Consider the following 23672-nt stretch of genomic DNA (forward strand, 5'->3'; position numbering starts at 1 on the left):
CGGAGGGCTGGGAATCGGGCTGGGAATCGCAGCGTCGGACGGCTCTGTCGGCAACTCCTGAACACCGGCTCCGGCACACACTTGGTGATCCGCCGGTTGTTCTGTGACAAATTCGACTGCGGCAAAAGGACTTTCGCCGAGCGGGTGCCTGGACTGGCTGCCGCTACGGGCGGCGAACACTACTGCTGTAGCAAGTATTGTGTGCGGTTGGGCTTGCGTTGGGCGGACGCGCCAGTGCCCGGTTGACCGGACATCTGGCGGCGAGGTGAGTCGGTCGCCGCCTGATCGACGTGCTCACCGATCGCAGCGCCGACGGGCTGGCCGCCTGGTTACACCATCTGACCGTCGCAGCAACAGATCCGGAAGGCGCACCGCAACGATCGGACATTGCCGAGCTCGCGGCAGGCATGCCCCGCGGCCCGGTCGATCCGCCGCTGCGCCAAGACCGGGTCGCCGTCCGAACCCGGACATGTTTTGCCCAGGTCCAGGCGTTGCTCGCTGAAGGCAAGAGCATTCGCAACATCGGTACTCAACTCGGATTGGCACACGGCACGACCCGCCGATTCGCACGCGACCGCCCACATCCCGACACCGCCATCCAAGCCACCGGCCGTTCGTCGGGTCACCGCCTGGCTCATGGTCGATCCCGTCCACCTCGACCCCGACGACCAGCATGGCTGTCGGTCCCGAACTCGATTGCCTTGCCGGTCAAGTCGGCACCTTCGCCTCGATCATGACCGAGCTGCGCGGCCGAGACCTCGAAGGATGGATGAGCGGCGTCGATGCCGATGACCAACCTGCGCTGCACTCTTTCGTCCGTGGCTTGCGCCGCGACCAGGGCGCGGTCACCGCTGGTCTCACCTTGTCCTGGAGTAGCGGAGCGGTCGAAGGCCATGTCAACCGGATCAAAATACTGAAACGGCAGAAATTCGGCCGCGCGAAACTACGACGAGCTTCTGCGGTCCGCCACTGTCAGGTTCAGTGAGTGGATGCCGGCGGTGTGCCAGGCGGCGGCGAGGGCGGGGATGAGGGGGGAGGGGGCGAGGGCTATGCCGCAATCGCCGCCGCCGGCGCCGGAACTTTTGGCGGCGATGCCGAGATTGTGGGCCAGGTGTCGGAGGGCGGTGAGAACGGGGGTTTGCAGGTCCAAGTTCAGGCTCGAGGTGTAGGTGTGGAGGATGCGGGCCGACTGTTCGATGCAGTGGGAGACTGCAGTGTCGTCGCCGGAGCGGAGGGCGGTCACGAGGGCGGCGACGCAGGTGTTGCTGTCGGCGACGAAACGGTGATGGGCTTCGTTCATGCGGGAACGGAAGTCTGCGACCAGGTTTCGGGTGCTGACCGCGCTGCCGGTCCAGCCGGCCAGTAGGTGCAGTTCGCGAGGAGCGGGTACGTGGACAGCCGACAGGTGTGGCCAGGGTGTATCGAGTAGTGACGCGATGGGTCGACCGGTATGGAGTTGTTCGGCGTAATGGTCGCGGTCCGGGGCGGTGTAAGCGACCCAGCCGCCCAACAGCGATGCGGCGAGGTCACCGCCGGAGCCGGATGGGTCGACCGAAATGGCTGCCAGCAGGGCCAGTTTCAGCGTCCGATCGGTGTCGGAACCGAGGTCGTAGAGTTCGCTGAGGGCGCGCACGACGGCTATGGTGACGGCGCCGGAGGAGCCCAGGCCGAATTTGATGCCGGATGTGATGTCGTCGAGCTCCGACTCGATTGTCAGATCGAAACCGGTGGTGCCAGAGCCTGTTTCGGTGACGAGCCGGTGGCAGACGTCGATCGCCGCGAGGACCAACGCCAGGCGCGGGTCGGGGTGGCCGTGAGTGATCTCGACGGGCCTGTGATGGGTGACAGTGCTGATGACCGTGATGCGATGGTCGGTGCGGGGGATGAGGCGGGCGGTGACGAACCGGTCTACCGCGACCAGAACTGCGGCACCGCCCGGCTCGAGTACCGCGTACTCGCCGGCAATGAACAGTTTTCCAGGAACCCGGACCTCGATCATGCTGTTTCCAGCGTGGCAGCCGGGCCGGGATGCGCGACGAGAACCTGTTCCGTGCCGACGATCTCGGCGAGGTCCGCGGCTACCCGCGAGCTGTCGGAGCGGTCGCAGAGAACCTTGACATTGGGACCGGCGTCCATGGTGGCGTAGGCCGGGACGCCCTCGTCGCGCAACCCGAGAACGCGGTCGAGGACCTGCATCGAGCCGGGTGCGAAGTATCGGACCGCGGGGCGCGCGCCGAGCATGGTCGCGTGCATGCCCAGTGCATTGCGTTCGGCGACCTCTCCGACGACGGGCAGGTCTCCGGCATAGATGGCCTTGCGCATCCGGTAGAGATCTTCAGCGGAGGACTTCACCCACGGCAGGTAGAAGGGGGAGGTCTCCATGGTGCGGCGCATGGCAGCACGGCTCGAGATGGGCTTCTCACGCGCGCTGACGACGGCGACCACCAGCGCTACATTCAAACGAGTCGCGTCCAGTGTTTCGGCGAAGCTGGACTCGTCGCCGGCCGTGCCGTCGCCCTCGCCGCGATGCCATTGCGCGAACCCGCCGCAAATCGAACGGGACGCGCTGCCGGAGCCGCGGCGCGCCAGCCGCGTCAGCGCCGGTTCCTTCAGGTCGAGCCCGTAGGCGGCGGTCGCTGCGACGGTCAGGGCGGCGAAACCGGCGGCGGAGGAGGCCAATCCGGCGCCCAGCGGCACGGTGTTGCAGGTGTGGACATACGCATGGCGTGTGTCGTGTGCTCGGTCGCGGACCAGGTCCAGGAAGCGGGAGACTTTCCCGGCGAAGTCTGTCGGAGCCGGTTCGTCGCCGAGGATGACTTCGTCGAATTCGCGGTCGCACACCGTGACGGTGGTCGTGGTCGGGAAGATGTCCAGGGTCATCGACAGGCTGCTGGTAGTGGGCAGGTGCAGGAGTTCGTCGCGTTTACCCCAGTATTTGATCAACGCGATGTTCGGGTACGCCCTGGCCGTACGGGGCACCGGCGATACGGAATTCATACTTGCCCCAGTGGAATACGTGCGACGACCGTCGCGGTGCAAGCTGCCAGTGCGGTGGTGAGTCGCTCGGTCGCCCCGGCGTCGCCGAGAGCGATCACGCACCCGCCCATGCCGCCACCGGACAATTTCGCCCCCCATGCGCCCGCGGCCGCCGCGGTCGCGACGACCTGGTCGATGGCAGGGCAGCTCACCCCCAGGTCGGCCAGAATATGCTGGGACTCCGCCATTTTCGCGCCCAACGCGCGGAATTGTGCTGTGGCCAGATCCTCGACGGCGGCCTCGGTCATCGTCGCGACCCGTTTGAGCAGTGTATCGGCGTCGGCGCCGAGGGCCGCGATGCGCTCGGCGACCAGTGACACCGCGCGATGGGTGCCGGCGAAGACGCCGGTGTCGACCACCGTCAGGACTGCGTCGGCAGCGGAGGGCACTTCGAGTGGGTGCACTGCGCCGTCTTGGAACCACAGCAGCCCGGACGAGTGTGTGACGGTGCGGGCGTCGATACCGCTCGCCCTGCCGTGCGCGAAGGCCTCGCAATGCTGTATCAGCTCGTAACGCTCGTCCATCGTCAACGGCGCCTCGTGCAGATCGGCGACCGAGTCGATGATGGCGCCCGCAAGCGCCGCACTCGATCCGAGGCCGCGGCCCGGCCGGATCTCACTGTGAACCTCGATGGCCAGATCCTCGGCGGGTGTACCGAGATGCTCGCATGCGAACGATGCGGCGAGACGCGGAATCGTCCAGGCATCCAGCCTCGACACCGATAGGTGATCGACGGCCGAGATCGGGCCCGCGCCGGTGAAGTCCACCCGGATCCGTCCGCGCCGGGCACGGGCCGTCGCCGTGACGGTCAGTGCCGGAACCGGCATCGAGATCGCCGGATTACCGTAGAGGACAAGATGTTCGCCGAGGAGAATGACCTTCGCGTGTGCGGAGCCGTGACCGATACCTGTCATCGGGCGACGGGTTGGTAGATCCGTTTGTCGTCGGTGACGGCCGACAGACGGAAGCCTGAGGTGGTGACGGCGTCGAATTCCACGTCACCGCCGGCGCCGGTCTGGGCCGATTCGCGCAGCGCCCGGTAGCGGTCATAGGAGATCGGCCGGCGGTCCGCGAGGGCGGCCCGGTTGGCTTCGGCGCGCAGATGCTCGCGGTAGCCGGAAACCGGTGTGACGGAGAAGAATTCGGCTACACAACCGGAGCCGTAGCTGAGCATTGCCACCGGCTTGCCGGTCAGATCGTCGGTGTGGTCGAGGAGGGACATCAAGCCGAGATACAACGATGCGGTATAGCTGTTGCCGATCATCCGGTTGTAGTGGGTGGTGGCCAGCAGATCGGCGTCGAGCTGCTGCGGGGTCGCCGCGCAGCCGTTGATCTCCAGCAGACGGCTGTGCGCCTTGTAGGCCATTCGGGTGAAAGGCTGGTGATAGCAGAAGGCGCCGAAATCGGTGTACCGGTGTCCACCGCGTGCCTCATAGTCCTTCCACGCGTGCTCGACTGCATCCAAATAGATTGCGACCGAGAGTTTTCCGTCCACGCGCGGGGTCGAGCGGTAGGTTGGGCGCCAGAAGTCCATCACGTTCGAGGTGAACAACCCCGATACCGGATCGAGTACCGCGACGGCGGGGTCGGCGGTCACGAGCATGGCGACCGCGGCGGCGCCCTGAGTGGCCTCGCCGCCGGAATCCAGGTCGTAGGCCGCGACGTCGGAGGCGATCACCAGCACCCGCTGGTTCGGATCACGTGCCACCAACGCCGCGGCGAGGTGCAGTGCGGCGGTGCCGCCGTAGCAGGCCTGCTTGAGTTCCACGGCCCGCACCGCATTCGGCAGACCCAGCAGATCCTGTACATATATCGCGGCCGCTTTGGAGGCGTCGATACCCGACTCGGTGGCAAGCAGGATCGTCTGGATCCCGTCCGAGCCGTGCCGCGCCAGAATCTGTTGCCCGGCGGCGGTTGCCAGGGTGACGATGTCCTCATCGGGCGCGGCGACGGTCTGCACCTGCTGACCGAGACCGATGCGGAACTTGTCCACCGCCACACCGTGCACGCGGGCGAGATCGGCCAGATCCAGTGCGTAATGGCCGGTCGCGAAGGCGATGTCGTGAATACCGATGTGCTGGGTCATTGCCCGACCACCTCTTCCATGGACCTTTCGAAACGAATGTGCGACCGCATCAGCTCACCGGGATTGGTCTGCGCGGCCATCAGGGACAATTCGCCGCACAACACGGTGGCGGCGATGATCGCGGCCAGCCGGCGTGCGTTCGCACCGGGTTCAGCCGTGGCCCGGCAGCCCAGGCGGATCAGGTTGGCGTCGGCGAAGTCCAGGTTCTTACCGTTGCCGATGGTGCCGACGATGATGTTCGGCAATGTGCAGGAGAAGTACAGAGCGCCGTCGCGATCTTCGGCATGGGTGATGCCCTGGGAGCCTTCGACGATATTGGCGGCGTCTTGGCCGGTCGCGAGGTAGACCGCCAGCAACATATTGGCGTAATGGGCGTTGGCGGAACGGATTCCACCCGCGAGGGTGGTGCCGATGAGGTTCTTGCGGACGTTGAGCTCCGCGACCGCGGCGGCGGTGGTGTGCAGTGTCGATCCGACCACGTGTGCGGGAATGACGATTTCGGCGACCACATTCTTGCCGCGGCCGAGAATCCCGTTGACCGCCGTGGCCTTCTTGTCGGTGCAGAAGTTGCCCGACACCGAGCCGTACCGCAACTGGGCTAGGGCGGTGAGGATGTAGTCCAGCAGCGCATCGGAGGCGAGGGTGGCCATATTGTGGCCCGACGCGTCGCCGGTCGCGAACTCGAAACGCAGGAACAGCAGATCACCGACGATCTGGTGGCGGATCTCGAGCAGCCGCGCGAAGCGGCTCCTGGCTGCCACCACCGCTTCCAGTTCGGCGCGCCCTTCGGTCAGCCATCGCACGGCGGCCAGCGCTGCGCCCGCGTCGGGCGCCTGTAACAGCACGGACCGGGTCATCCGCTCGTCGACGACGGTGGCAACGATGCCGCGTTCGCACAATCGTGACACCTTCGCGCCCCGTGCGACCGATGGCCACAATGGTGATTCATAAGTGGCGAGCGGTACGTCGACCTCGCCGGTGATCGCATTGCCGGACAGGGCGATCGGCCCGACCCAGCGCAGCGGCACGGCCGCTGCCTCTTGATATTGATTCACAGCAGTCCCTCCCCGGACAGTCGCTGTACGCACCGATTGCAATGCGTGGTCGCCGTCATGCCGTCACCTTGATCAGTAGCTGGCGCAGCTCCTCGACACGCTGGGCATCACAACCGATATCGCGCAATCGTTTCAGTCCCGTGGCGATCGAGGTGTTGATCACCACGCGGACCGCGGCGGGATCGGCCACGACGTCGGCGTAGGTGGTGCGGCCGTTGCCGGTGTCGAGATGCTGGTCTTTGCCCGTGATTTCGGGGCTGTGGTGATCCCGGAGGTCGTCGGCCAGCTGGAAGGCCACGCCGAGGTCCTCGCAGGCCTGGTCGAACGCGGCGGTGCAGGTATCGGGCCGGGCCAGCAGTACGCCCAGGACCAGCGGTAGGTAGATCGAGTAGCGGCCGCTCTTGAGGCTGGCGATGCGGCGCAGGATCGATGGGTCGTTCTCGGCGACCGTCGCCGCGGTGATGTCGGCGTACTGGGCGACCACCAATTCCTGGAGCGATTTCGCCCAGAGGGCGCGGAGGGCGGGATGCTCGGTATCGACGAGTTCGTCGGCGACGCCCGCGCACAGGTCACCGGCCAGCATCGCCAGCGCATCGCCGTGGCGGCGGGCGGCGGCATCGTCGATGCGGTCGCCGCGATGTTCGAGGACCCGGATGGTGGCCGTCGGCAGTCCGCGCCGCAGTGTCGCGTTGTCCATGATGTCGTCCTGCAGCAAGCCGAACAGGTGCAGCAGTTCCACTGCCGCCGCGACGGGTACGGCCCGCTCCAGATCATCGGTATCGGCGCCGACGAGCAGCATTCCGTAGAGCACCAGCAACGGTCGCATCCTCTTCCCGCCGGCAGCGTGCAGGCGGCGGGCCAGGGCGGCGGGGCTGATCGGGGAGTCGGCATAGGGAATGTGCGCCCACCGCGAGTCGTCCAGCTGTTCGGCGATCACCCGATCCACCGCCGCGACGAAGTCGGCGACATCGGTGGCACGGACCCGGCAGGTCCACCAATCCCATTGCGGTGCAAGGTCGGTGGCAGTGAAGGCCGCACTGCTGACCAGCGGGCCGAAGACGTTGGGGAACCAGGCCGAGACTCCGAGTTCGCGCATGAGCTCAGCCAGCTCGGCGGCGTCCACGCAGCGTACTGCGTCGACTTCGTCAGGGTCGGGGTCGGGCACGGCGTCGGTGACGCCGAACAGCACATGGTTGACCTCCCATTCGGTCAACCCGGTATCGGGGTCCTGGAAGCGGTACTCCACGATCGCGGCTTCCCGCAGATCGGACACGACCAGGCCCAGCTCTTCCCGGATCCGTACGCGCGCATCGTCTATGGCGGTATCGCGTGTGGCCGGATGCCCGCAGCAGCTGTTGGACCAGACGCCGGGCCAATGGTATTTCACCGTCGCGCGCTGCTGCAGCAGCAGCCGCCCGTCGGGAGTGAACAGGAAGGCGGAAAACGCGCGATGGCGTCGCCCACCGGCGCTGTGTGCGGCAAGTTTGTCGGCTGCGCCGGCATCCGCGCCGGCCTCGTCGACCAACCGCACCTGCACATGGGTGTCGATGATGTGCATCTGTATCGGACCTCTCCGCTGGCGGATACACGGGTTCGAATGCACGATCACCCGGTGGCTTCGGCGGATACACGGGGGCGGCGGTGCGAGCGGGATCGTTTTCGCCTGTATCCGGTCGGGCGGAGGGGTGCTCTTACCGGTGTCCTGTCGGCTGATCTTGGGAAGCACAGATGGCGGAAACTCTCCGAAAAGCATTGCCCACGAGGACGATACGGCACGATAGCGGTGTTCTCTCGGCGCCGGTCGTGCCGCCTGCGCGTGTTCCGGTACTCGGGGACCTGTTGCGGTTGCGGTCCAACTTGCTGAATGCCATCCAGCACGCTGCGGCGTCCGGCGGCGAAGTCTCCCGCTTCACGGTCGGCCCGAAGAATCTGATCTTCGTCAATCGCAGTGCCGCCGCGGATGTCGTTCTCTCCGACATTCATACCTTCGGCAAGCCGGGGGCGGAGAATCCCTTGCGTCTTGTGCTCGGAGACGGCCTGATCAGCAATCCGAACCACGATGTCTGGCTGCAGCGGCGGCGGTCCCTGCAGCCCATGTACGGCCGCGCGAGCCTGGCGAGCATGCACCAGAGGATGGCCGGTGTGATCGGCGAGCATGTCGGCCGCTGGCAGCAGAACGACCGCACGGATCTCGTTGTCTACGAGGACATGATGGCCTTTGCCCTGGACAGCGTATCCAGGTGCATGTTCAGCCGATCCGGCGACACCGTAGCTGCCGTGTTCACTCCGGCGAGGGTCTCCCTGCTGCTCGACTTCGTGCAGCGGCGACTGCGGGGCCCGTTCTCGTTGCCGGTCGGTGTACCGACCCGGCGGAACCGTGATTTCGCTTCGACGCTGAGCGCCCTGGACGAGCTGGTCTATCGGTTCATTGCGGAACGGAGGGAAACCGGTGCACCGCACGACGATCTGCTGGACATGTTGCTGGAGGTCAGGGTGGGGGAGGCCGCGGATCGGCTGACCGATCTCGAGGTGCGCGACGAGGTGCTGACCACATTCGCTGCCGCCTACGAGACGACGGCGAGCGCGCTGACCTGGACTCTCTACCTGCTGGCTTGCTATCCGGACATTCAACAGCGCGCTCGTGAGCAGGCCCGTACGGCCGCCGGGGCCCGTGATCGCGGTCCGCTGTACGGTGCGTATCTGGAATGCGTCATGTACGAGAGCATGCGATTGTTCCCGCCGTCGCCGACCATTCCGCGACAGACCAAGAAGGATGCGCTGATCGGATCGGCCGAGGCCCCGGCGGGGTCGCTCGTCATGCTCAATGTCGCTGCGATCCACCGAGATCCGGCCGTCTGGGCACTGCCCGATGCATTCATTCCGGAGCGTTTCCTGGACGGTGTGCCGGGGAAAGCGAAGTTCCTTCCTTTCGGCGCCGGGGCCCACATGTGCATCGGCAAGGGGTTCGCCCTCATGGAGATGGGCATGCTCTTGGCCGAGATGCTGGACAAATTCGAGATTTCGCTGCGAGATGCCACCGGGCCCGACCCCAGGGCGCTCATCACCCTCCGGCCTCGCGATGGGTTCGAACTGACTCTCACACGGATCTGAGGGCCGGCGCATGTCTCGTTCGGCGCGATTCAACGCGGTCGTTCAGCTGCTGCGTCCCCGTACACTTCTGGTCAGCCCGCTGTCCTACTGTGTGGGAATCGCTGTGGCGGACCACCGTTTCGACTTCGTCGTGGTGCTCGGCGTGGTCTTTCATATTCTTGTGCCATTGGTCGCGAACGCCCACAATGCCGTCACCGATCTCGTCGAGGACGCGAAGAATGTGCCGGGCCGCTTGCAGCTGGTGGAAACAGCGGGTGAGGCGTTGCTCGGGCGGATCGTCTATGTGGGCCTGAGCATCATGTCCCTGCTGGCGCTGGCGATATCGTTCGCCCAGAGTGTCGTCTGGTTGGCCAGCATCTTTCTCCTGCTGGGCTATTCGGCGCCGAGATTCCGGTTGAAGGGCCGTCCGATCATCGGCATGGCCGTATTCTCCATGGCCGTCACGGAACCATATATCGCGGGTGCGCTCCTCTCGGACTCCTGGTGGCGGATTCCTCGATACGGGTCCTGGTGGCCGCTGGCGCTCGGGATATTCCTGTTCTGCTGGTACTTCGCCAAGGGAATCATGAAGAATGTTCCCGACTATGCCGGCGACAGGGCGGCCGGGCTGCGGACGATTCCGGCACTGATGTCGTCACAGCGCGCCGCAGCGTGGGCGGCCGCGACCGCGACAACGGTTGTCTACCTTACGTTCCCGGTCCTTGTCATGGTGACAGACATCCCGGATCGGCTGGTCTGCGCCGGGCTCATGGCGCTGCCCGCAGTGGCTAATATGGCTTCCATGGTCCGGGCGCGAACCCTTGTCGAGTACAACCGGGTCGGGCAGCGGGATATGTATGTCTCCGTGGTGTTCCTGGCCCTGCTGCTGTTCGGGTTGCGGCCGTCTGCGGGCACCGCGGCGCTCGGTCTCGGCGCCGTGGCCGTCATGGTCTGGTCGGATGTGTCCGGACGAGACTCCCGCGCGAGCCGTCATCTCACCGGGCCGGACCGCCGGTAATCGAGCGGAAACCTACCGATGAAGAGAGGCCCGATAGATGACGACCGACCGTACGCCTCGTGACAAGGGCTCCGATGTCCACCGGATCTTCGAGAAGATCGCCGGATACTACGATCGGATGAACTTCGTCATGACCCTGGGCCGCCATGCCCGCTGGTGTCGTGAAGTCGCGGCGCGCGTCGCGCCGCCGACGGCGGGACAGGTTTTGGATATCGCAACCGGCACAGGCGTGATCGCCTTGGCGACGGCACAGCGATACCCGGCTGTCACCGTTACGGGAGTCGATTTCTCCGAAGAGATGCTGGCTCGGGCGCGGACCAAGCCCGGGGCGGAGGCGATACGCTGGCAACAGGCCGATGCGGCGCGGTTGCCGTTCGACGACGAGTCTTTCGACGGTATCACCGAAGGCTATCTCCTCCGCAATGTCGAAGATCTGCCCGGAGTGCTGGGTGAGCAGCACCGGATTCTCAAGCCCGGCGGGCGGGTCGTGATTCTCGAAACCTGCCCTCCGAGTGGGCCGGTGAAGCCGGTCGTGGAGTGGGGGGTGCGGACAATTGTTCCGCTGCTGGGGCAGGTGGTGGCCCGCGACCGGTCCTCCTACGCCTATCTCGAATCCAGCACGCTCGCTTTCGAATCGCCGGAACAGGTCGCGGATGTTCTTCGCGGACTGGGATTTCGAGATATCGGATGGCGCAAGAGGTTCTTCGGCACGAATGTCATTCTGTGGGCGACGAAATCGAGTTGATGCGCATCGATTCGTGTATCCGCGGGCTCGGCCGGTCGCTCTGCACAGTGTGTACGCGGAAAAGGCGCTGGGACGCTGGGTAGACGAATACCCCGAGCGGTTGGGGTCGATCGGAATCGATGGTCGTGGGGCCACCTGGCGGGAGGTCGCCACGTCCACGCGGATCCTGAGGCACCGGCTGGAGCGAGCCGGTGCCTCAGCGGGTGATCGAGTGGCCGTCATGGCCGGCCGGTCGCGATATGCGCTCAGCAGCCTGCTGGCGATCTGGGCACACGGATCGTCGGCGGTGTTGCTCGACGAACGGCATCCGCTCGAGCGACTGCGCTGGGTGGCTCAGGACGCAGGGTGTTCGGTCGTGGTGTCCTCGGAACCGGAGGCCGCGGCTCTCGAGCTCGAGGTGGTCGAGACAGCCGGTTCCGAGATCGACTCCGGCGGCCTGTTGCTCACCGGGTCCAGAGGCGCCGGATGGGTCCGCCGGGAACCCGGCGCCGAGGCGTATGTGGTGTACACCTCGGGAACCACCGGCCGCCCGAAAGGCGTGCGCGTCGGTGTCGCCGGGGTGGAGAATTTTCTGGCCACTGCCGAGTCACTGGGATACCGGCCCGGCAGCCGGGCCGTTTCTGTCGTGTCGCCGGGTTTCGATGGGTGGCTGTGGTCGCTGCTCACGCCTTTTGCGAACGGTGCCACCTGCGTTGCCATCGACACCGGGCTCGGCAAGGTGGAACAGGCGCTGGCAGAACAGCGCATCGACAACCTGTGCATGACGCCCTCGCTGTACGCCGTGATCCGGGAGCTGCCGCGGGTCGAGGTCGCGGTGGTCGCGGGCGAGCGCTGCCCGGACTCCCTCGCGGAACGCCTGCGGGAGAACGCCGACCGCGTGATCAACGTGTACGGACCGACGGAAACCACCATCGCCGCCACCATGTCCGATACCGCGCGCGGAGAGGACCTGCGCACCATCGGCCGGCCGCTGCCCGGCTATTCCGTCGATGTCGTCGATGCCGACCTGAACGAAGTACCGGCGGGTGTCACGGGCGAGATTCTGATCGGCGGCGTCGGGGTGGCCCTGGGGTACGTCGGCGCGACCGGGCCGGACGCCGATCGGTTCATCGAGTGGAAGGGCGCCAGGCACTTTCGGACGGGTGACCTCGGGGCACTGCGTACCGACGGGCAGTTGAGCATCCTCGGCCGGGTCGACAATCAGGTCAAGATAGGCGGCTTCCGCGTAGAGCTCGAAGAGATCGAGAGCCTCGCCTGCCAGGTGCGTGATATCGAGGCAGCGGTGGCCTACGTGCGTGAGGATCCGCGCACGCTGGCGCTTGGCGTCCGATTGGCCTCCGGCGTTCAGCTCGATGACGTTCTGCGCACACGGCTCGCCGCCATGTTCCACGCACGATTGCCGCGGCAGTTGTGCCCCACCTTCCTTCATTCGATCGCCGCTGTTCCACTCGAGCCCACCGGCAAGGTGTCGCGCCGGGAGGTGGCTGCGCTCGGCATGGCCGACAGGGGCCGGTCGGCGCGGGCAGGCCTGGTGCTCGATCGCGTCCTGGCGGCGTGGAGCGATGTGTTCGGGCGCAGTGTCACGGCGGACGCCGATTTCTTTGCCATCGGCGGACATTCACTGCTTGCCGCGCAACTGGCCGCCAGGGTGGAAAAGGAGCTCGAGGTCACCATGTCGATCACCGATGTCCTCACCGCCGGAACTCCGGCGGCGATGGCGAGACAGATCGATGGAACGAGGCCCGCGTGAGGTATCTGCGCTCCTTCACCGCGGACGGTGGATCTGCTTCGGCGACAGTTGTGCTGTTTCCGCAAGCGGGCGCGGGTTGCCTGCGCCTGCACTCGATTACGCCGTCGGTGCCTGCCGGGTTGAATCTGCTGGGCGTGCAGTTGCCGGGCCGCGAGGACCGGCTGCGGGATGCACCGGCGCACAACTTGTCCGAAGTGGTCGACGGCATCGGCGCCGAGTTGGCCGCTCCGGCGCGGCGGCAGCCGATGATCCTTCTCGGCGTCAGCCTCGGCGCCGTCATTGCCTACGAGGTGGCACGGAAACTCGAACACGACGCTGTCGCGCCGCGCACGCTGGTGGTGGTCGCTGCCCGCTCGCCGGAGCACTGGCGCACCTTCCCGGCGGCGAACCCGCCTGCCGGGGAGCTGTCGGCGCTGCTGCACCCATCGGTCCGCGCGTCCGAATCCGCCCCTTACGCCGTCGCAACGATGCGCTCGGATCTGAAACTCATGGCCGGCTATCGAATTTCGGACACACCGCTGACCAGCACCGCCCTGCGGTCGGTGTCGGGGTACCGCGACAGTGTCGTCACCACCGCGCAGATGTCCGGATGGAGCGATCGATCGACGGATTACCGGGGCCATCGGGTGATCGATGCGGATCATCACGAATTCATGGACCGGGATGTTCTCGGGGAGCTTCTTTCCGCTGTCGCGTCCGAGATCGTCACCGGTCGGGAGGGGCGAGTATGAAGCAGTCGACCGCACCGGATCTGTTCGCTCCGGGCCTGTTCCGCGATACCGGGTTCTACGAGGTCTTCGCCTGGTATCGGGCACACGACCCGGTCTCCTGGCAGCAGCCGCCCGGCGAGCCGGAGGGGTTCTGGAGCGTAACCAAGTACCACGATGTGGTGTCCGTGCACCGGGACAGCACACGAATGAGCTCGGCGAAAGGCATGCGGCTCGGCTCGGCCGAGCGCGCGGTCGAGGCGGTGGCGGACAAGATGCTGATCGTTTCCGATCCGCCCGCTCACACTCGGATGAAACGTGCACTCATTCAACCGTTTTCGAACGACGCGCTGGTCAGGGCGGAACGGCATGTGGAGCAGGTCGTGGCCGACGTCGTCGCCACCGCCCTCCGGGAGCCCGAACCGGATCTGCTCGCGCATATTGCGCGCATCCCGAGCGATGTCATCTGCGCGGTCATGGGTATTCCCCGCTCCGACTGGCGATGGATCGGTGAGAAGACGACGGACGCATTCGAATCCCCGTCGGAAATCCGCCGGGTGACGGCGCACAGCGAGATCTTCAAATACTTCTATGACATGGTGGGCGGAAACCGTGGCGCCGCGGCGAACGATTTCATCAGCGGACTCACCGCCCGGACGGCCGGGGAACCCGAACTGACCGCTGAGGAACTGGTCTTCAATTTCAGTGGAATTCTGGCCGGTGGCAATGAAACCACCAGATACACGCTCGCGGCGCTGACCCTGCAGTTGACCGAGCACCCGGACCAGTGGCATCGCCTGCGCGCGGGCCACGCGGACCCCGCGGTCGCCACCGAGGAAGGGCTGCGCTGGTCGGTGCCCGGGATGCACGTCATGCGGACTGCGACCGAGGCGGTCCAGGTCGGCGGGGTCGAGATCGCGCCCGGCCAGCGCATCGTGACCTGGATCGGCTCGGCCAACCGGGACACGGAGGTATTCGACGACCCGGATACGTTCGATGTCGGCCGGTCCGGCAACCGGCACCTCTCCTTCGGTGCGGGTCGCCACATGTGCCTGGGCAGTCGCCTTGCGCGGCTGGAAATTACTGCGTACCTCCGGACACTGCGCCGCATGGTCCGGACCATGACGCTGGAGGGCGTACCCCACTACAACGGGTCCAACTTCACCTGGGGCCTCGACAGACTTCCGGTGGTGTTGCACGCATGATACCGGCGAAGAAGGCTGCTCCGGTGCGCGCCGTGACCGTCGGCCTGCCGGATGCGGTACTCCGGGGCGGACCGAACGGTATCCGCGAATTGGGCGAGCAGGCAAGGGAAGTCGGTGACGAACTCGTCCGTGACGGGTTCGATGTGCAGACGATCCGTCTGTCCGCCTCCGCCCTCGGTGACCCACTGCGCCACGATCAACTGTTGTCGCGTGCCGCCGATCTCGCCGAAGGCTGCCGGCGAGCGGGCGTGGGCAGCGCGTCGCTGGGCGTATTCCGCCCCGCCGCCCTGACCGGGCTCGAACCGGCCGATCTCGCGGCAGTGCTGGCCGAGTACCCATCGCTGTTCCTGGCCGTGCAGGTCGCGGCGGGCAGTGAGATCTGCGACCCCGCAGTCGGATTCAGTGCCGCGGTGGTCCGTGAGCTGGCGAACCACAATGTGCACGACAACTTTCGATTTGCGGCGATCGGTAATCTGGGCCCCGGCGCACCCCTTTTTCCGGGCTCGTTCAGCGACGGTGGCCCGGCGGGCGTGAGCGCGGGACTGCAATCCGCCGGCTTGCTGCTCGAATGGGCCCGCGCGAATCCACCCGCTGACCCTGCCGAAGTCACGGTGCTCACCCAGAGATGCCTGCGGGATCAGCTTGCGCTGCTGGAGGACTCGTTGCGACCGGCCTGTGAGCGACACGGCCTGCTGTTCAACGGTTTCGATCCGTCGCCGGCCTGCACGCCGGAAGCCGGCATCGGAGAGTTTCTGGAAGCCGTGGGTGGCATCCGATTCGGTGTTCGCGGCATGCTCGCGACCTGTGCCGCGGTCACCGCCGGCATTCGGTCGGCCGCCCGGCGGACCGTCGGATACGCGGGTCTTATGCTGCCGGTGCTCGAGGACAAGGTGCTCGCACTCGCCTGGCAGGAAGGCCGGATCGATGCCGATTCGGTACTCGCCTACTCGTCCGTGTGTGGCGCCGGACTGGACACCATCCCCCTGCCCGGTGCGACCTCGGAGGCCGAGATCGTCGCCATGATCAGGGATATGGCGGCACTGTCCGCACGGTGGGCGAAACCATTGTCCGCCCGCCTGATGCTCGCGGCGCCCGGCTCCGATCCCCGGCGCACGCAATTCTGTGCGGACGAGATCGTGAACATCGACTACCCGGGGACTTGATGTGCCCTCCGCCGGCTGACCATCTCGGAAACTTCATGGAAGGACGGTCAATGCCGTTCGAACCCACTCGCACCGACTTCTGCTTCGACTACCGCGAACACTGGATCGGTGGTGCCTGGATTCCCTCGGTCGGCCCGGACATCGATCCGGTGCACAATCCGGCCGACTGCAGCATCATCGGCAGTGTCCCGCGCGGCGCCGCGGCCGATGCCGAGGCGGCGCTTGCCGCCGCGGCGGCAGCGCTGCCCGGCTGGGGTGCGACTCCGCGCGAGCACCGGCTCACCGCGTTGCGCGGCTGGCTGACGATGATCGAGGCCGACGCCGGATTCCTCGGCGAGCTGATCTCCCGCGAAGTTGGCACACCGCGCACCGCGAGCCGGAATGTACAGGTGGGCCTGGCAATTGACATCGCCGAGGCCTGCCTCGACGCCGCAGCCGTACTGGACGACGAGCGGTATGGCAACTCGATCGTCCGTAAGGTGCCGGCGGGTGTGGTAGTGGCGATCACACCGTGGAATGTGCCGCTGATCCTCGCGCTCCAGAAAGTGGTGCCCGCTCTCCTCGCGGGGTGCACGGTGGTACTCAAGCCGAGCGAACTTACGCCACTGCATGCCGCGTATCTCGCACACTCGGCCGAGCGTAGCGAATTACCGTCCGGTGTACTGAATGTCGTGTTCGGCGACGGGCCCGGAGTGGGAGCGGCGCTGGCGTCCTCGCGGGCCGCAGACCTGATCTCGTTCACCGGCTCGGTGCGTGCCGGGCGTGCGGTGGCGACCGCCGCCGCGATGAACTTCAGCCGTGTGCATCTGGAGCTCGGCGGTAAGAGCGCTTCCATAATTCTCGAGGATGCAGACCTCGAGCAAGCGGTCGCGGCGTCCATCGATCAGGCGATGTTCAACAGCGGCCAGGCGTGCCTGCAATGGAGTCGGCTGATCGTGCCGCGCGCGGTGGTACGCGAGGTGGAAGAACTCGCGCGGATGATGGCCGCCAAGTATGTCGTCGGCGATCCCGCTGCGCCCGAAACCGATCTGGGTCCGCTCATCAGCGCATCGGCCAAGGCCCGGGTCGTTCGCGCGTGTGAACTCGGCGTGGCCCGCGGCGCCCGGCCGGTGGTTACACGGCCGGAGATGGACGGCCTGTACTTCGCGCCGATCGTGTTCAGTGATGTGACCGAGGAGATGAATCTGGCGCAGGAGGAGATTTTCGGGCCCGTGGTCTCGATCATGACCCACGACGGGGACGATGATGCTGTCCGCCTGGCCAACTCCACGCGCTACGGGCTGCACGGTGCGGTGTGGTCGGGCCACGAGGAGCGGGCCGGCGCCGTCGCGCGGCGGGTGCGGGCCGGCCAGCTCGAGATCAACGGCGCCCCTTTCAATCCCGCTGCCCCCTTCGGCGGGTTCCGGCATTCCGGCATCGGAAGAGAGTGCGGCGCAGCGGGTATCGACGCCTTCTGTGAGCTGCAAGCACTGCACTATCCGTTGGCGGGTGGCCGGGCCGTGCGAGCCAGAGCCTAGCTACAGCGGTCTCCGCTGTATCCAGGCGGGTGGTGCGGAGATCATTCCAGCGCAGGGTCACGTATTTCGGATCACTGTCATCGAGGTCAACGGCGCTCTCGAGGAATGATGCCGGCCTCCTCGGTGCTGCGGGGGCCGGCATACTCGCCGCCGGTACTTCGAACAGTGGGTGATGCAATGATCACGGCCATAATTCTCATCTCCGCCGAGCCCGACCACCTCACCGAGGCCGCGCAGGCCGTCGCCGATATAGACGGCGTTTCCGAGGTCTACTCCTGCGGCGGCGAGGTGGACCTGATCGCCATCGTGCGCGTGCCGCGGGTCGAGCAGGTCCCCTCCCTTGTCGTCGAGCGAATTGCCAAGGTGCGCGGTATCTCCCGGACCTCGACTCATATCGCGTTCCGCGCGTACTCGACCGAGTTCGAAATCGGCGCCTTCTCGATCGGCTTCGCGGAGCAGCCGGTGCCGGCCGGGAGCTGAAACATCTTCCGGCACTGCGGATCAGCAGGCGCGACCGGCGGGATACCGTCGGTCGCGCCTGCTGCGTCTGTGGTGGTCGTGTCACTGGTGGCGGACCACGTATCCGGATTCCGCCTGCCGGGCGTGGCGCCTTCCCGAGGTAACTGTATCCACGCCGGGACCGGCGCGCTCTGTTGTGAAGTCGGGGTCGGATACGTTGCCGCGCTGCCTGTGATCGAAGCAGGCGCCGCAACTACGACCCGTATCGGCCCAACTGGCATGGCGTGAGAACAGTCGAGAACGTGGTCGCCACGACGCGCCCGGACGTGGAGGAATGGACATGGCCGTCGAGAAGAACGACATCGTTGGGGCACTGCGGAAGTCGCTCAAAGAAACGGAGCGCCTGCGGCGTCTCAACCAGCAGCTCGAGGATCGTGCGGCGGAGCCGCTGGCGATCGTCGGCATGAGTTGCCGTTATCCGGGTGGCGTGATGTCACCGGACGACCTGTGGGACCTGGTTGCGAAGGGCCGCACCGGGATTTCCGGATTTCCGGGTGATCGCGGGTGGGATCTGGCGGGGTTGTACGACCCGGATCCGGACCATCCCGGTACCGCCTACACCCGTGACGGTGGATTCCTGGACCGGGCAGGTGAGTTCGATGCGGAGTTTTTCGGTGTGAGTCCGCGTGAGGCGGCGGCGATGGATCCGCAGCATCGGTTGTTGCTGGAGACGGCGTGGGAGGCGTTGGAGGATGCGGGGATCGATCCGATGTCGTTGCGTGGCAGTGATACCGGTGTTTTCTGCGGTGTGATGTATTCCGATTACCAGTTCGTGGCGGGGCGTAGCAGCCGGCGCGCCGAGGTCGAGGGCTACTTGCTGATTTCCTCCGCGGCGAGTGTGGCGTCGGGCCGGATCAGTTATACGTTCGGGTTCGAGGGGCCGGCGGTGACGGTGGATACCGCGTGCTCGTCGTCGCTGGTCGCGATGGATGCGGCGGCGAAGGCATTACGCGCGGGCGAGTGCTCGTTGGCCCTGGTCGGCGGCGCGACGGTATTGGCCCAACCGAACATTTTCGTCGAGTTCAGCCGGCAGCGGGGGAATTCGCCGGACGGCCGATGCAAATCGTACGCCGCGGCCGCGGATGGTGTCGGCTGGGGCGAGGGTGTGGGTCTGCTTGTGCTGGAGCGTGTTTCGGATGCGCGGCGGAACGGGCATCGGATTCTCGGGCTGCTGCGTGGCTGCGCGGTGAATCAGGATGGTGCGAGTAATGGTTTGACTGCGCCGAATGGTCCATCTCAGGAGCGGGTGATCCGGCAGGCGCTGGTCAACGCGGGATTGAGCGCGGCCGAGGTGGATGTGGTCGAGGGTCATGGCACCGGAACGAAATTGGGTGATCCGATCGAGGCGGAGGCGTTGCTGGCCACGTATGGGCAGGGGCGGGATGGTGCTCCGTTGTGGTTGGGGTCGGTGAAGTCGAATATCGGGCATGCGCAGGCGGCTGCGGGTGTGGCGGGTGTGATCAAGATGGTGCAGGCGTTGCGGCACGAAATGTTGCCTGCGACTTTGCATGTGGATGCGCCGTCGCCGCATGTGGATTGGGAGTCGGGGCGGGTGGAGTTGCTGACCGAGGCGCGGGCGTGGCCGGTTTCGGAGCGTCCGCGTCGTGCGGGTGTGTCGTCGTTCGGGATCAGTGGGACGAATGCGCACGTGATCTTGGAAGAAGCACCGAGCGAGGATCCGGCACCCGTCGTTGCCGGGCCTGTCCGGCTGTCGGCACTGCCGGTATTGGTGTCCGCTCGCGGTACGGCGGCGCTGCGTGCACAGGCGTCGCGCCTGCGGTCGCATCTGCTTGCGCAGCCGGACATTTCATTGCGGGACGTCGGTTTCTCCGCCATGACTTCACGCGCCTTGCTGGAGAATCGTGCCGCGGTGGTGGCTGCGGATCGCGCGGAACTGCTGGCCGCGCTGGGTGCGCTCGCGGATGGTGAGCCTGCGGCGGGCGTGTTCGAGGGTCGTCCGGTAGGCGGTAAGACGGCCTTGTTGTTCACCGGTCAGGGTGCGCAGCGGGCGCGAATGGGTGTTGAACTGGCAGAGGCTTTCCCGCGGTTCGCCCAGGCCCTGGACGAGGTATGTGCGGAGCTGGACCCGCGGGTGGGCCGGTCGGTGCGGGAGTTGTTGTCCGCCGAACAAGGATCGGCCGAGGCGGCATTGCTGGATGCGACGGAATACACGCAGGTGGCGCTGTTCGCCGTCGAGGTGGCGCTGTTCCGATTGGTCGAATCGCTGGGTGTGCGCCCGGACTACCTGATCGGGCATTCGGTCGGTGAGCTCGCGGCCGCTCATGTCTCGGGTGTGTTGTCACTGGCGGACGCGTGTGCTCTGGTGGCGGCGCGTGGCCGGTTCATGGGTGCTCTGCCTGCGGGTGGAGCGATGGTTGCGGTGCGCGCCGGGGAATCCGAAGTCGCTGCGTCGCTGACCGGGTATGCGGGCCGGCTCGAGATTGCGGCAGTGAATGGGCCGCTGGCGGTGGTGGTTTCGGGTGATGCGGACGCTATCGAGGAATGGTCGGCACTGTGGAAGCATCGTAAGACCTCTCGATTGCGGGTGTCGCATGCGTTTCACTCCATGCGAATGGAGCCGATGCTGGCGGAGTTCCGGAAGGTGGCGGCAGGGCTGCGGTTCGAGGAGCCACACATCCCGATCGTGTCGAATGTGACGGGCAGGGTGGTGTCGTCGGAGGTGACGGATCCGGAGTATTGGGTCGGGCACGTGCGGCAGGCGGTGCGTTTCGCCGATGGAGTCCAGACCTTGTGGGGGTTGGGAGTTCGGCGTTTCCTGGAGTTGGGTCCGGACGCGGTGCTGACCTCGATGACACGGCAGTGCCTCGACGACGAACTCGATGATGTGGTGTTGGTGCCGGCGTTACGTGCCAGGCAACCCGAGGCCCAGGCGTTCGCCAGGTTCCTGGGGCAGGCGCAGGTCGCCGGTGTGGGCGTGGACTGGGCAGCATTCTATGCCGGCCTGGATGCGCGGCGAGTGTCGTTGCCGACGTATGCGTTTCAGCGGGAACGGTATTGGCTGACGCCGAACGCCGGCACCGGTGATCCGGCCGCTGCGGGCCAGCGCCCGCTGGATCATCCGATCCTGGTGTCGGCGGTGCAGGTGGGTGACCGCGACGAATATGTGTTCACCGGGCGTATGTCACAGGACAACCAGCCGTGGACTCGTGATCATGCCATGCTCGGGATGGTGCTCGTGCCGGGCGCCGCCTTGGTGGAGCTGGCGATCACCGCAGGTCGGGAGATCGGGAGCCCGGTCCTCGGCGAGCTGGTCCTGGAAGCGCCGATAGCGCTGGAAGACGGTGTGGCCCAGCAGATTCAGGTCATCGTGGGCTCGGCGGGCGCGGGTGGTGACCGGGAGATCGCGATCTATTCACGCCAGGAGACCGAGACCGATGATGAACAGCCGGCGGTGAGCTGCCACGCTCGTGGAACGCTCGCCACCGCAGAGTCGATTGCGCCGTCGTGGCTGCCGATCGAATGGCCGCCGACCGGCTCGCAGCCGGTGTCGATCGACGGGATGTATGCGCGGCTGGCCGACGTCGGCTACCACTACGGCTCCCTCTTTCGGGGACTGCGCGCGGCGTGGCGCGTGGGCAACGAGATCTATGCCGAAGTGGCGTTGCCCGACACCGCCGATGACAGTGCGGGATTCGCCTTGCACCCGGCACTGCTCGACGCCGCCCTGCACGGTCTGTTGCTGGACAAGGAGGCCGGGTCCGCACTGGAACTGCCGTTTTCGTGGTCGGGCGTGCGGTTGGGGCAGGGCGGCGCGACGCCTGCGCGGGTGCGGATCGACCGGGTGGGCGAATCCGCGGTGCGTATCGATATCGCCGGCCGGCACGGCGAACCGCTGGCGAGTGTCGACACTCTCGTCACCCGGCCGGTCGAACAGGCCCAACTCGGGATGGCACGGACGAGCGGACAGAACTCGCTGTTCCAGGTCGATTGGACGACCGTGACCGGCACGCCACAGCGTCAGCGGCAGATTGCGGTTCTTGGTGAATCGACTACTGCGGGTGAACATCTCGCAGATCTGGACGCGCTGGAGTTGGCACTCGCCAACGGCGCCGCCGCGCCGGATGTGGTCGTTGTCGCGATCGGAACGCCCGTCGGCGATGCACCCGGGGCCGCCCGGCTGGTCGCCGCCGGCGTGCTGGCATTGGTGCAGCGGTGGCTCGCGAGCGAATGGCTCGCCGACACACGGTTGATCGTGATGACCCGCAATGCCGTCGCGGTCGGCGACGACGGACCGGATATCGCCCAGGCCTCGGCATGGGGGCTGGTGCGCAGCGCCCAGTCCGAGCATCCTGGCAGGTTCGTGCTCGTTGATGTCGACGGCGACGAGGAGCCGCCATGGGACGCGCTCATCGATCTCGACGAGCCGCAGCTGGCGATCCGTCGGGGCCGATTCCTGGCGCCGCGGCTGGGGCGGGCCGATGCACCGGCAACCGAGGCGCTGCGATCACTGGATCCGGACGGGACTGTCCTGATCACCGGTGGCACAGGCGGTTTGGGGGCGTTGCTGGCCAAACATCTGATCACCCGGCACGGTGCCGGGCAGCTGCTGCTGGTGAGCCGGCGTGGTCTTGCCGCCGCCGGCGTGGCGGAGTCGGTGGCCGAGCTGGAGGCGCTCGGCGCCCGGGTACAGGTCGCCGCGTGTGATGTGTCCGACCGCGCCCAATTGGCCGCTCTGTTCGAGTCATTGGACCGCCCACTGGCGGCCGTGGTGCATGCGGCGGGCGTGCTGGATGACGGTGTGGTCGAGTCGCTGACCCCGGAGCAGGTGGATCGGGTGATGCGCCCGAAGGTCGATGCGGCCTGGCACCTGCACGAACTGACAGCGGGCATGGAGTTGTCGGCGTTCGTACTGTTCTCGTCGGTCTCGTCGCTGATCGGTACCCCCGGTCAGGCCAATTACGCGGCGGCGAACGCGGTTCTGGACGCTTTGGCGCATATGCGGCGCGCGGCCGGGCTGCCGGCGAACTCGCTGGCTTGGGGACTGTGGGGCGACTCGTCAGGTATGGCGGGCGAGCTCGACGAGGCCGAACTCGCCCGACTCGAGCGAATGGGCGTAGGCCCGTTGCCGGCCGGACTCGGGCTCGAACTGTTCGACCGGGCGTTCGAATTGGACAGGGCCTTGGTCGCGCCCGTGCGGCTCGACGCGGCTGCCCTGCGGGTCCAGGCGCGGGCCGGTTTGCTGCCCGCTCTGATGCGTGGTCTGGTGCGTGTGCAGGCCCGCCGCACCGAGACCACCGACGTGTCGCTGGCGGAACGGCTCGCCGGTGTTGCGGAGGCCGAGTGGGAGCGAATCGTGCTCCAGCTGGTTCAGACCCATGTGGCAGCGGTGCTCGGCCATAGCTCTTCCGGCGCAATCGATCCGGGCCGGACATTCCAAGAACTCGGCTTCGACTCACTCGGCGCGGTCGAGTTGCGCAACCGGCTCACCCAGGCGACCGCCGTGCGGCTGCCGTCGACGCTGGTCTTCGACCACCCGACTTCCGGGGCGGTGGCGCAACTGATGTTGTCGCGGGTCGAGCGTCGCGTTGCGGAGCCGCCGATCGAGCAGGAGCTGAACAAGCTCGAGGATCTGCTCGCCGTGGCGGAGATCTCCGAAAAGCAGCGTGCGGCAGGACGTCTGCGTGCGCTGCTCGTCGCGATTACCGACGGTGGGCCGGCGCGGGAGAGCGAACAAACACAGATCGAAGCGGCTACCACCGCGATGGAGATCCTGCAGTTGATCGACGCCGAGTTCGGCGAGGCATGACGTCGAGCGCTCCG

17 protein-coding genes are annotated in these 23672 nt (G+C 66.6%); 11 read left to right on the top strand and 6 right to left on the bottom strand.

What is annotated here, in order from left to right; genetic code table 11:
- Positions 1-673 precede the first annotated feature (673 nt).
- Complete coding sequence (locus ACH438_RS42290; RefSeq protein ID WP_397016157.1) at positions 674-985, top strand: hypothetical protein; 312 nt, start codon at positions 674-676, stop codon at positions 983-985.
- Here ACH438_RS42290 and ACH438_RS42295 read toward each other — a convergent pair.
- The 6 genes from ACH438_RS42295 to idi are packed head-to-tail and all read right to left on the bottom strand — an operon-like array spanning position 944 to position 7735.
- Complete coding sequence (locus ACH438_RS42295; RefSeq protein WP_397016159.1) at positions 944-1999, bottom strand: phosphomevalonate kinase; 1056 nt, start codon at positions 1997-1999, stop codon at positions 944-946. The genes ACH438_RS42290 and ACH438_RS42295 overlap by 42 nt on opposite strands.
- Positions 1996-2997, bottom strand: a complete 1002-nt coding sequence (mvaD, locus tag ACH438_RS42300; protein WP_397016161.1) for a diphosphomevalonate decarboxylase — start codon at positions 2995-2997, stop codon at positions 1996-1998. The genes ACH438_RS42295 and mvaD overlap by 4 nt, the downstream gene beginning before the upstream one ends.
- The gene (mvk, locus tag ACH438_RS42305; protein WP_397016163.1) at positions 2994-3950 is read right to left on the bottom strand and encodes a mevalonate kinase; all 957 of its coding nucleotides are present in this window, start codon (positions 3948-3950) and stop codon (positions 2994-2996) included. Before mvk ends, mvaD begins: the two co-directional genes overlap by 4 nt.
- Positions 3947-5122 carry a hydroxymethylglutaryl-CoA synthase gene (locus ACH438_RS42310; RefSeq protein WP_397016165.1) on the bottom strand — a complete coding sequence of 392 codons (1176 nt, stop codon included), beginning with the start codon at positions 5120-5122 and terminating at the stop codon, positions 3947-3949. Before ACH438_RS42310 ends, mvk begins: the two co-directional genes overlap by 4 nt.
- A complete protein-coding gene (locus tag ACH438_RS42315; protein ID WP_397016167.1) occupies positions 5119-6177 on the bottom strand; it encodes a hydroxymethylglutaryl-CoA reductase in 1059 nt (352 codons plus the stop codon). Before ACH438_RS42315 ends, ACH438_RS42310 begins: the two co-directional genes overlap by 4 nt.
- Positions 6178-6232: 55 nt before the next feature.
- Positions 6233-7735 (bottom strand): isopentenyl-diphosphate Delta-isomerase, encoded by a 1503-nt coding sequence (gene idi / locus ACH438_RS42320; protein WP_397016169.1) that lies wholly within the window; start codon positions 7733-7735, stop codon positions 6233-6235.
- 245 nt (positions 7736-7980) lie between these two features.
- Between idi and ACH438_RS42325 the strand changes: the two genes are divergently transcribed.
- The 10 genes from ACH438_RS42325 (at position 7981) to ACH438_RS42370 (ending at position 23658) form a co-directional block, all read left to right on the top strand.
- Positions 7981-9288, top strand: coding sequence for a cytochrome P450 (locus tag ACH438_RS42325; RefSeq protein ID WP_397016172.1), 1308 nt, complete (start codon positions 7981-7983; stop codon positions 9286-9288).
- 10 nt (positions 9289-9298) lie between these two features.
- Positions 9299-10285, top strand: coding sequence for a UbiA family prenyltransferase (locus ACH438_RS42330; RefSeq protein ID WP_397016174.1), 987 nt, complete (start codon positions 9299-9301; stop codon positions 10283-10285).
- A gap of 37 nt (positions 10286-10322) precedes the next feature.
- Complete coding sequence (locus tag ACH438_RS42335) at positions 10323-11030, top strand: ubiquinone/menaquinone biosynthesis methyltransferase (RefSeq protein WP_397016176.1); 708 nt, start codon at positions 10323-10325, stop codon at positions 11028-11030.
- Entirely contained in the window at positions 10999-12780 is a 1782-nt protein-coding gene (locus tag ACH438_RS42340) for a non-ribosomal peptide synthetase (protein WP_397016178.1), read from the top strand. The genes ACH438_RS42335 and ACH438_RS42340 overlap by 32 nt, the downstream gene beginning before the upstream one ends.
- Positions 12777-13511: a thioesterase II family protein gene (locus ACH438_RS42345; RefSeq protein WP_397016180.1), complete on the top strand. Its 735-nt coding sequence runs from the start codon at positions 12777-12779 to the stop codon at positions 13509-13511. Before ACH438_RS42340 ends, ACH438_RS42345 begins: the two co-directional genes overlap by 4 nt.
- Positions 13508-14692, top strand: coding sequence for a cytochrome P450 (locus ACH438_RS42350; protein WP_397016182.1), 1185 nt, complete (start codon positions 13508-13510; stop codon positions 14690-14692). Before ACH438_RS42345 ends, ACH438_RS42350 begins: the two co-directional genes overlap by 4 nt.
- Positions 14689-15855: a DUF711 family protein gene (locus tag ACH438_RS42355; protein ID WP_397016184.1), complete on the top strand. Its 1167-nt coding sequence runs from the start codon at positions 14689-14691 to the stop codon at positions 15853-15855. Before ACH438_RS42350 ends, ACH438_RS42355 begins: the two co-directional genes overlap by 4 nt.
- Positions 15856-15905: 50 nt before the next feature.
- Complete coding sequence (locus tag ACH438_RS42360) at positions 15906-17372, top strand: aldehyde dehydrogenase family protein (protein WP_397016186.1); 1467 nt, start codon at positions 15906-15908, stop codon at positions 17370-17372.
- Positions 17373-17549: 177 nt separating this feature from the next.
- On the top strand, positions 17550-17852 hold the full coding sequence (locus ACH438_RS42365) for an Lrp/AsnC family transcriptional regulator (RefSeq protein ID WP_397016188.1): 303 nt from the start codon (positions 17550-17552) through the stop codon (positions 17850-17852).
- A gap of 319 nt (positions 17853-18171) precedes the next feature.
- Positions 18172-23658 carry an SDR family NAD(P)-dependent oxidoreductase gene (locus tag ACH438_RS42370; RefSeq protein WP_397016190.1) on the top strand — a complete coding sequence of 1829 codons (5487 nt, stop codon included), beginning with the start codon at positions 18172-18174 and terminating at the stop codon, positions 23656-23658.
- The last annotated feature ends 14 nt before the right edge of the window (positions 23659-23672 follow it).

Origin of the sequence: Nocardia sp. NPDC020380, assembly GCF_044386975.1 — a bacterium.
Classification (GTDB): Bacteria; Actinomycetota; Actinomycetes; order Mycobacteriales; family Mycobacteriaceae; genus Nocardia.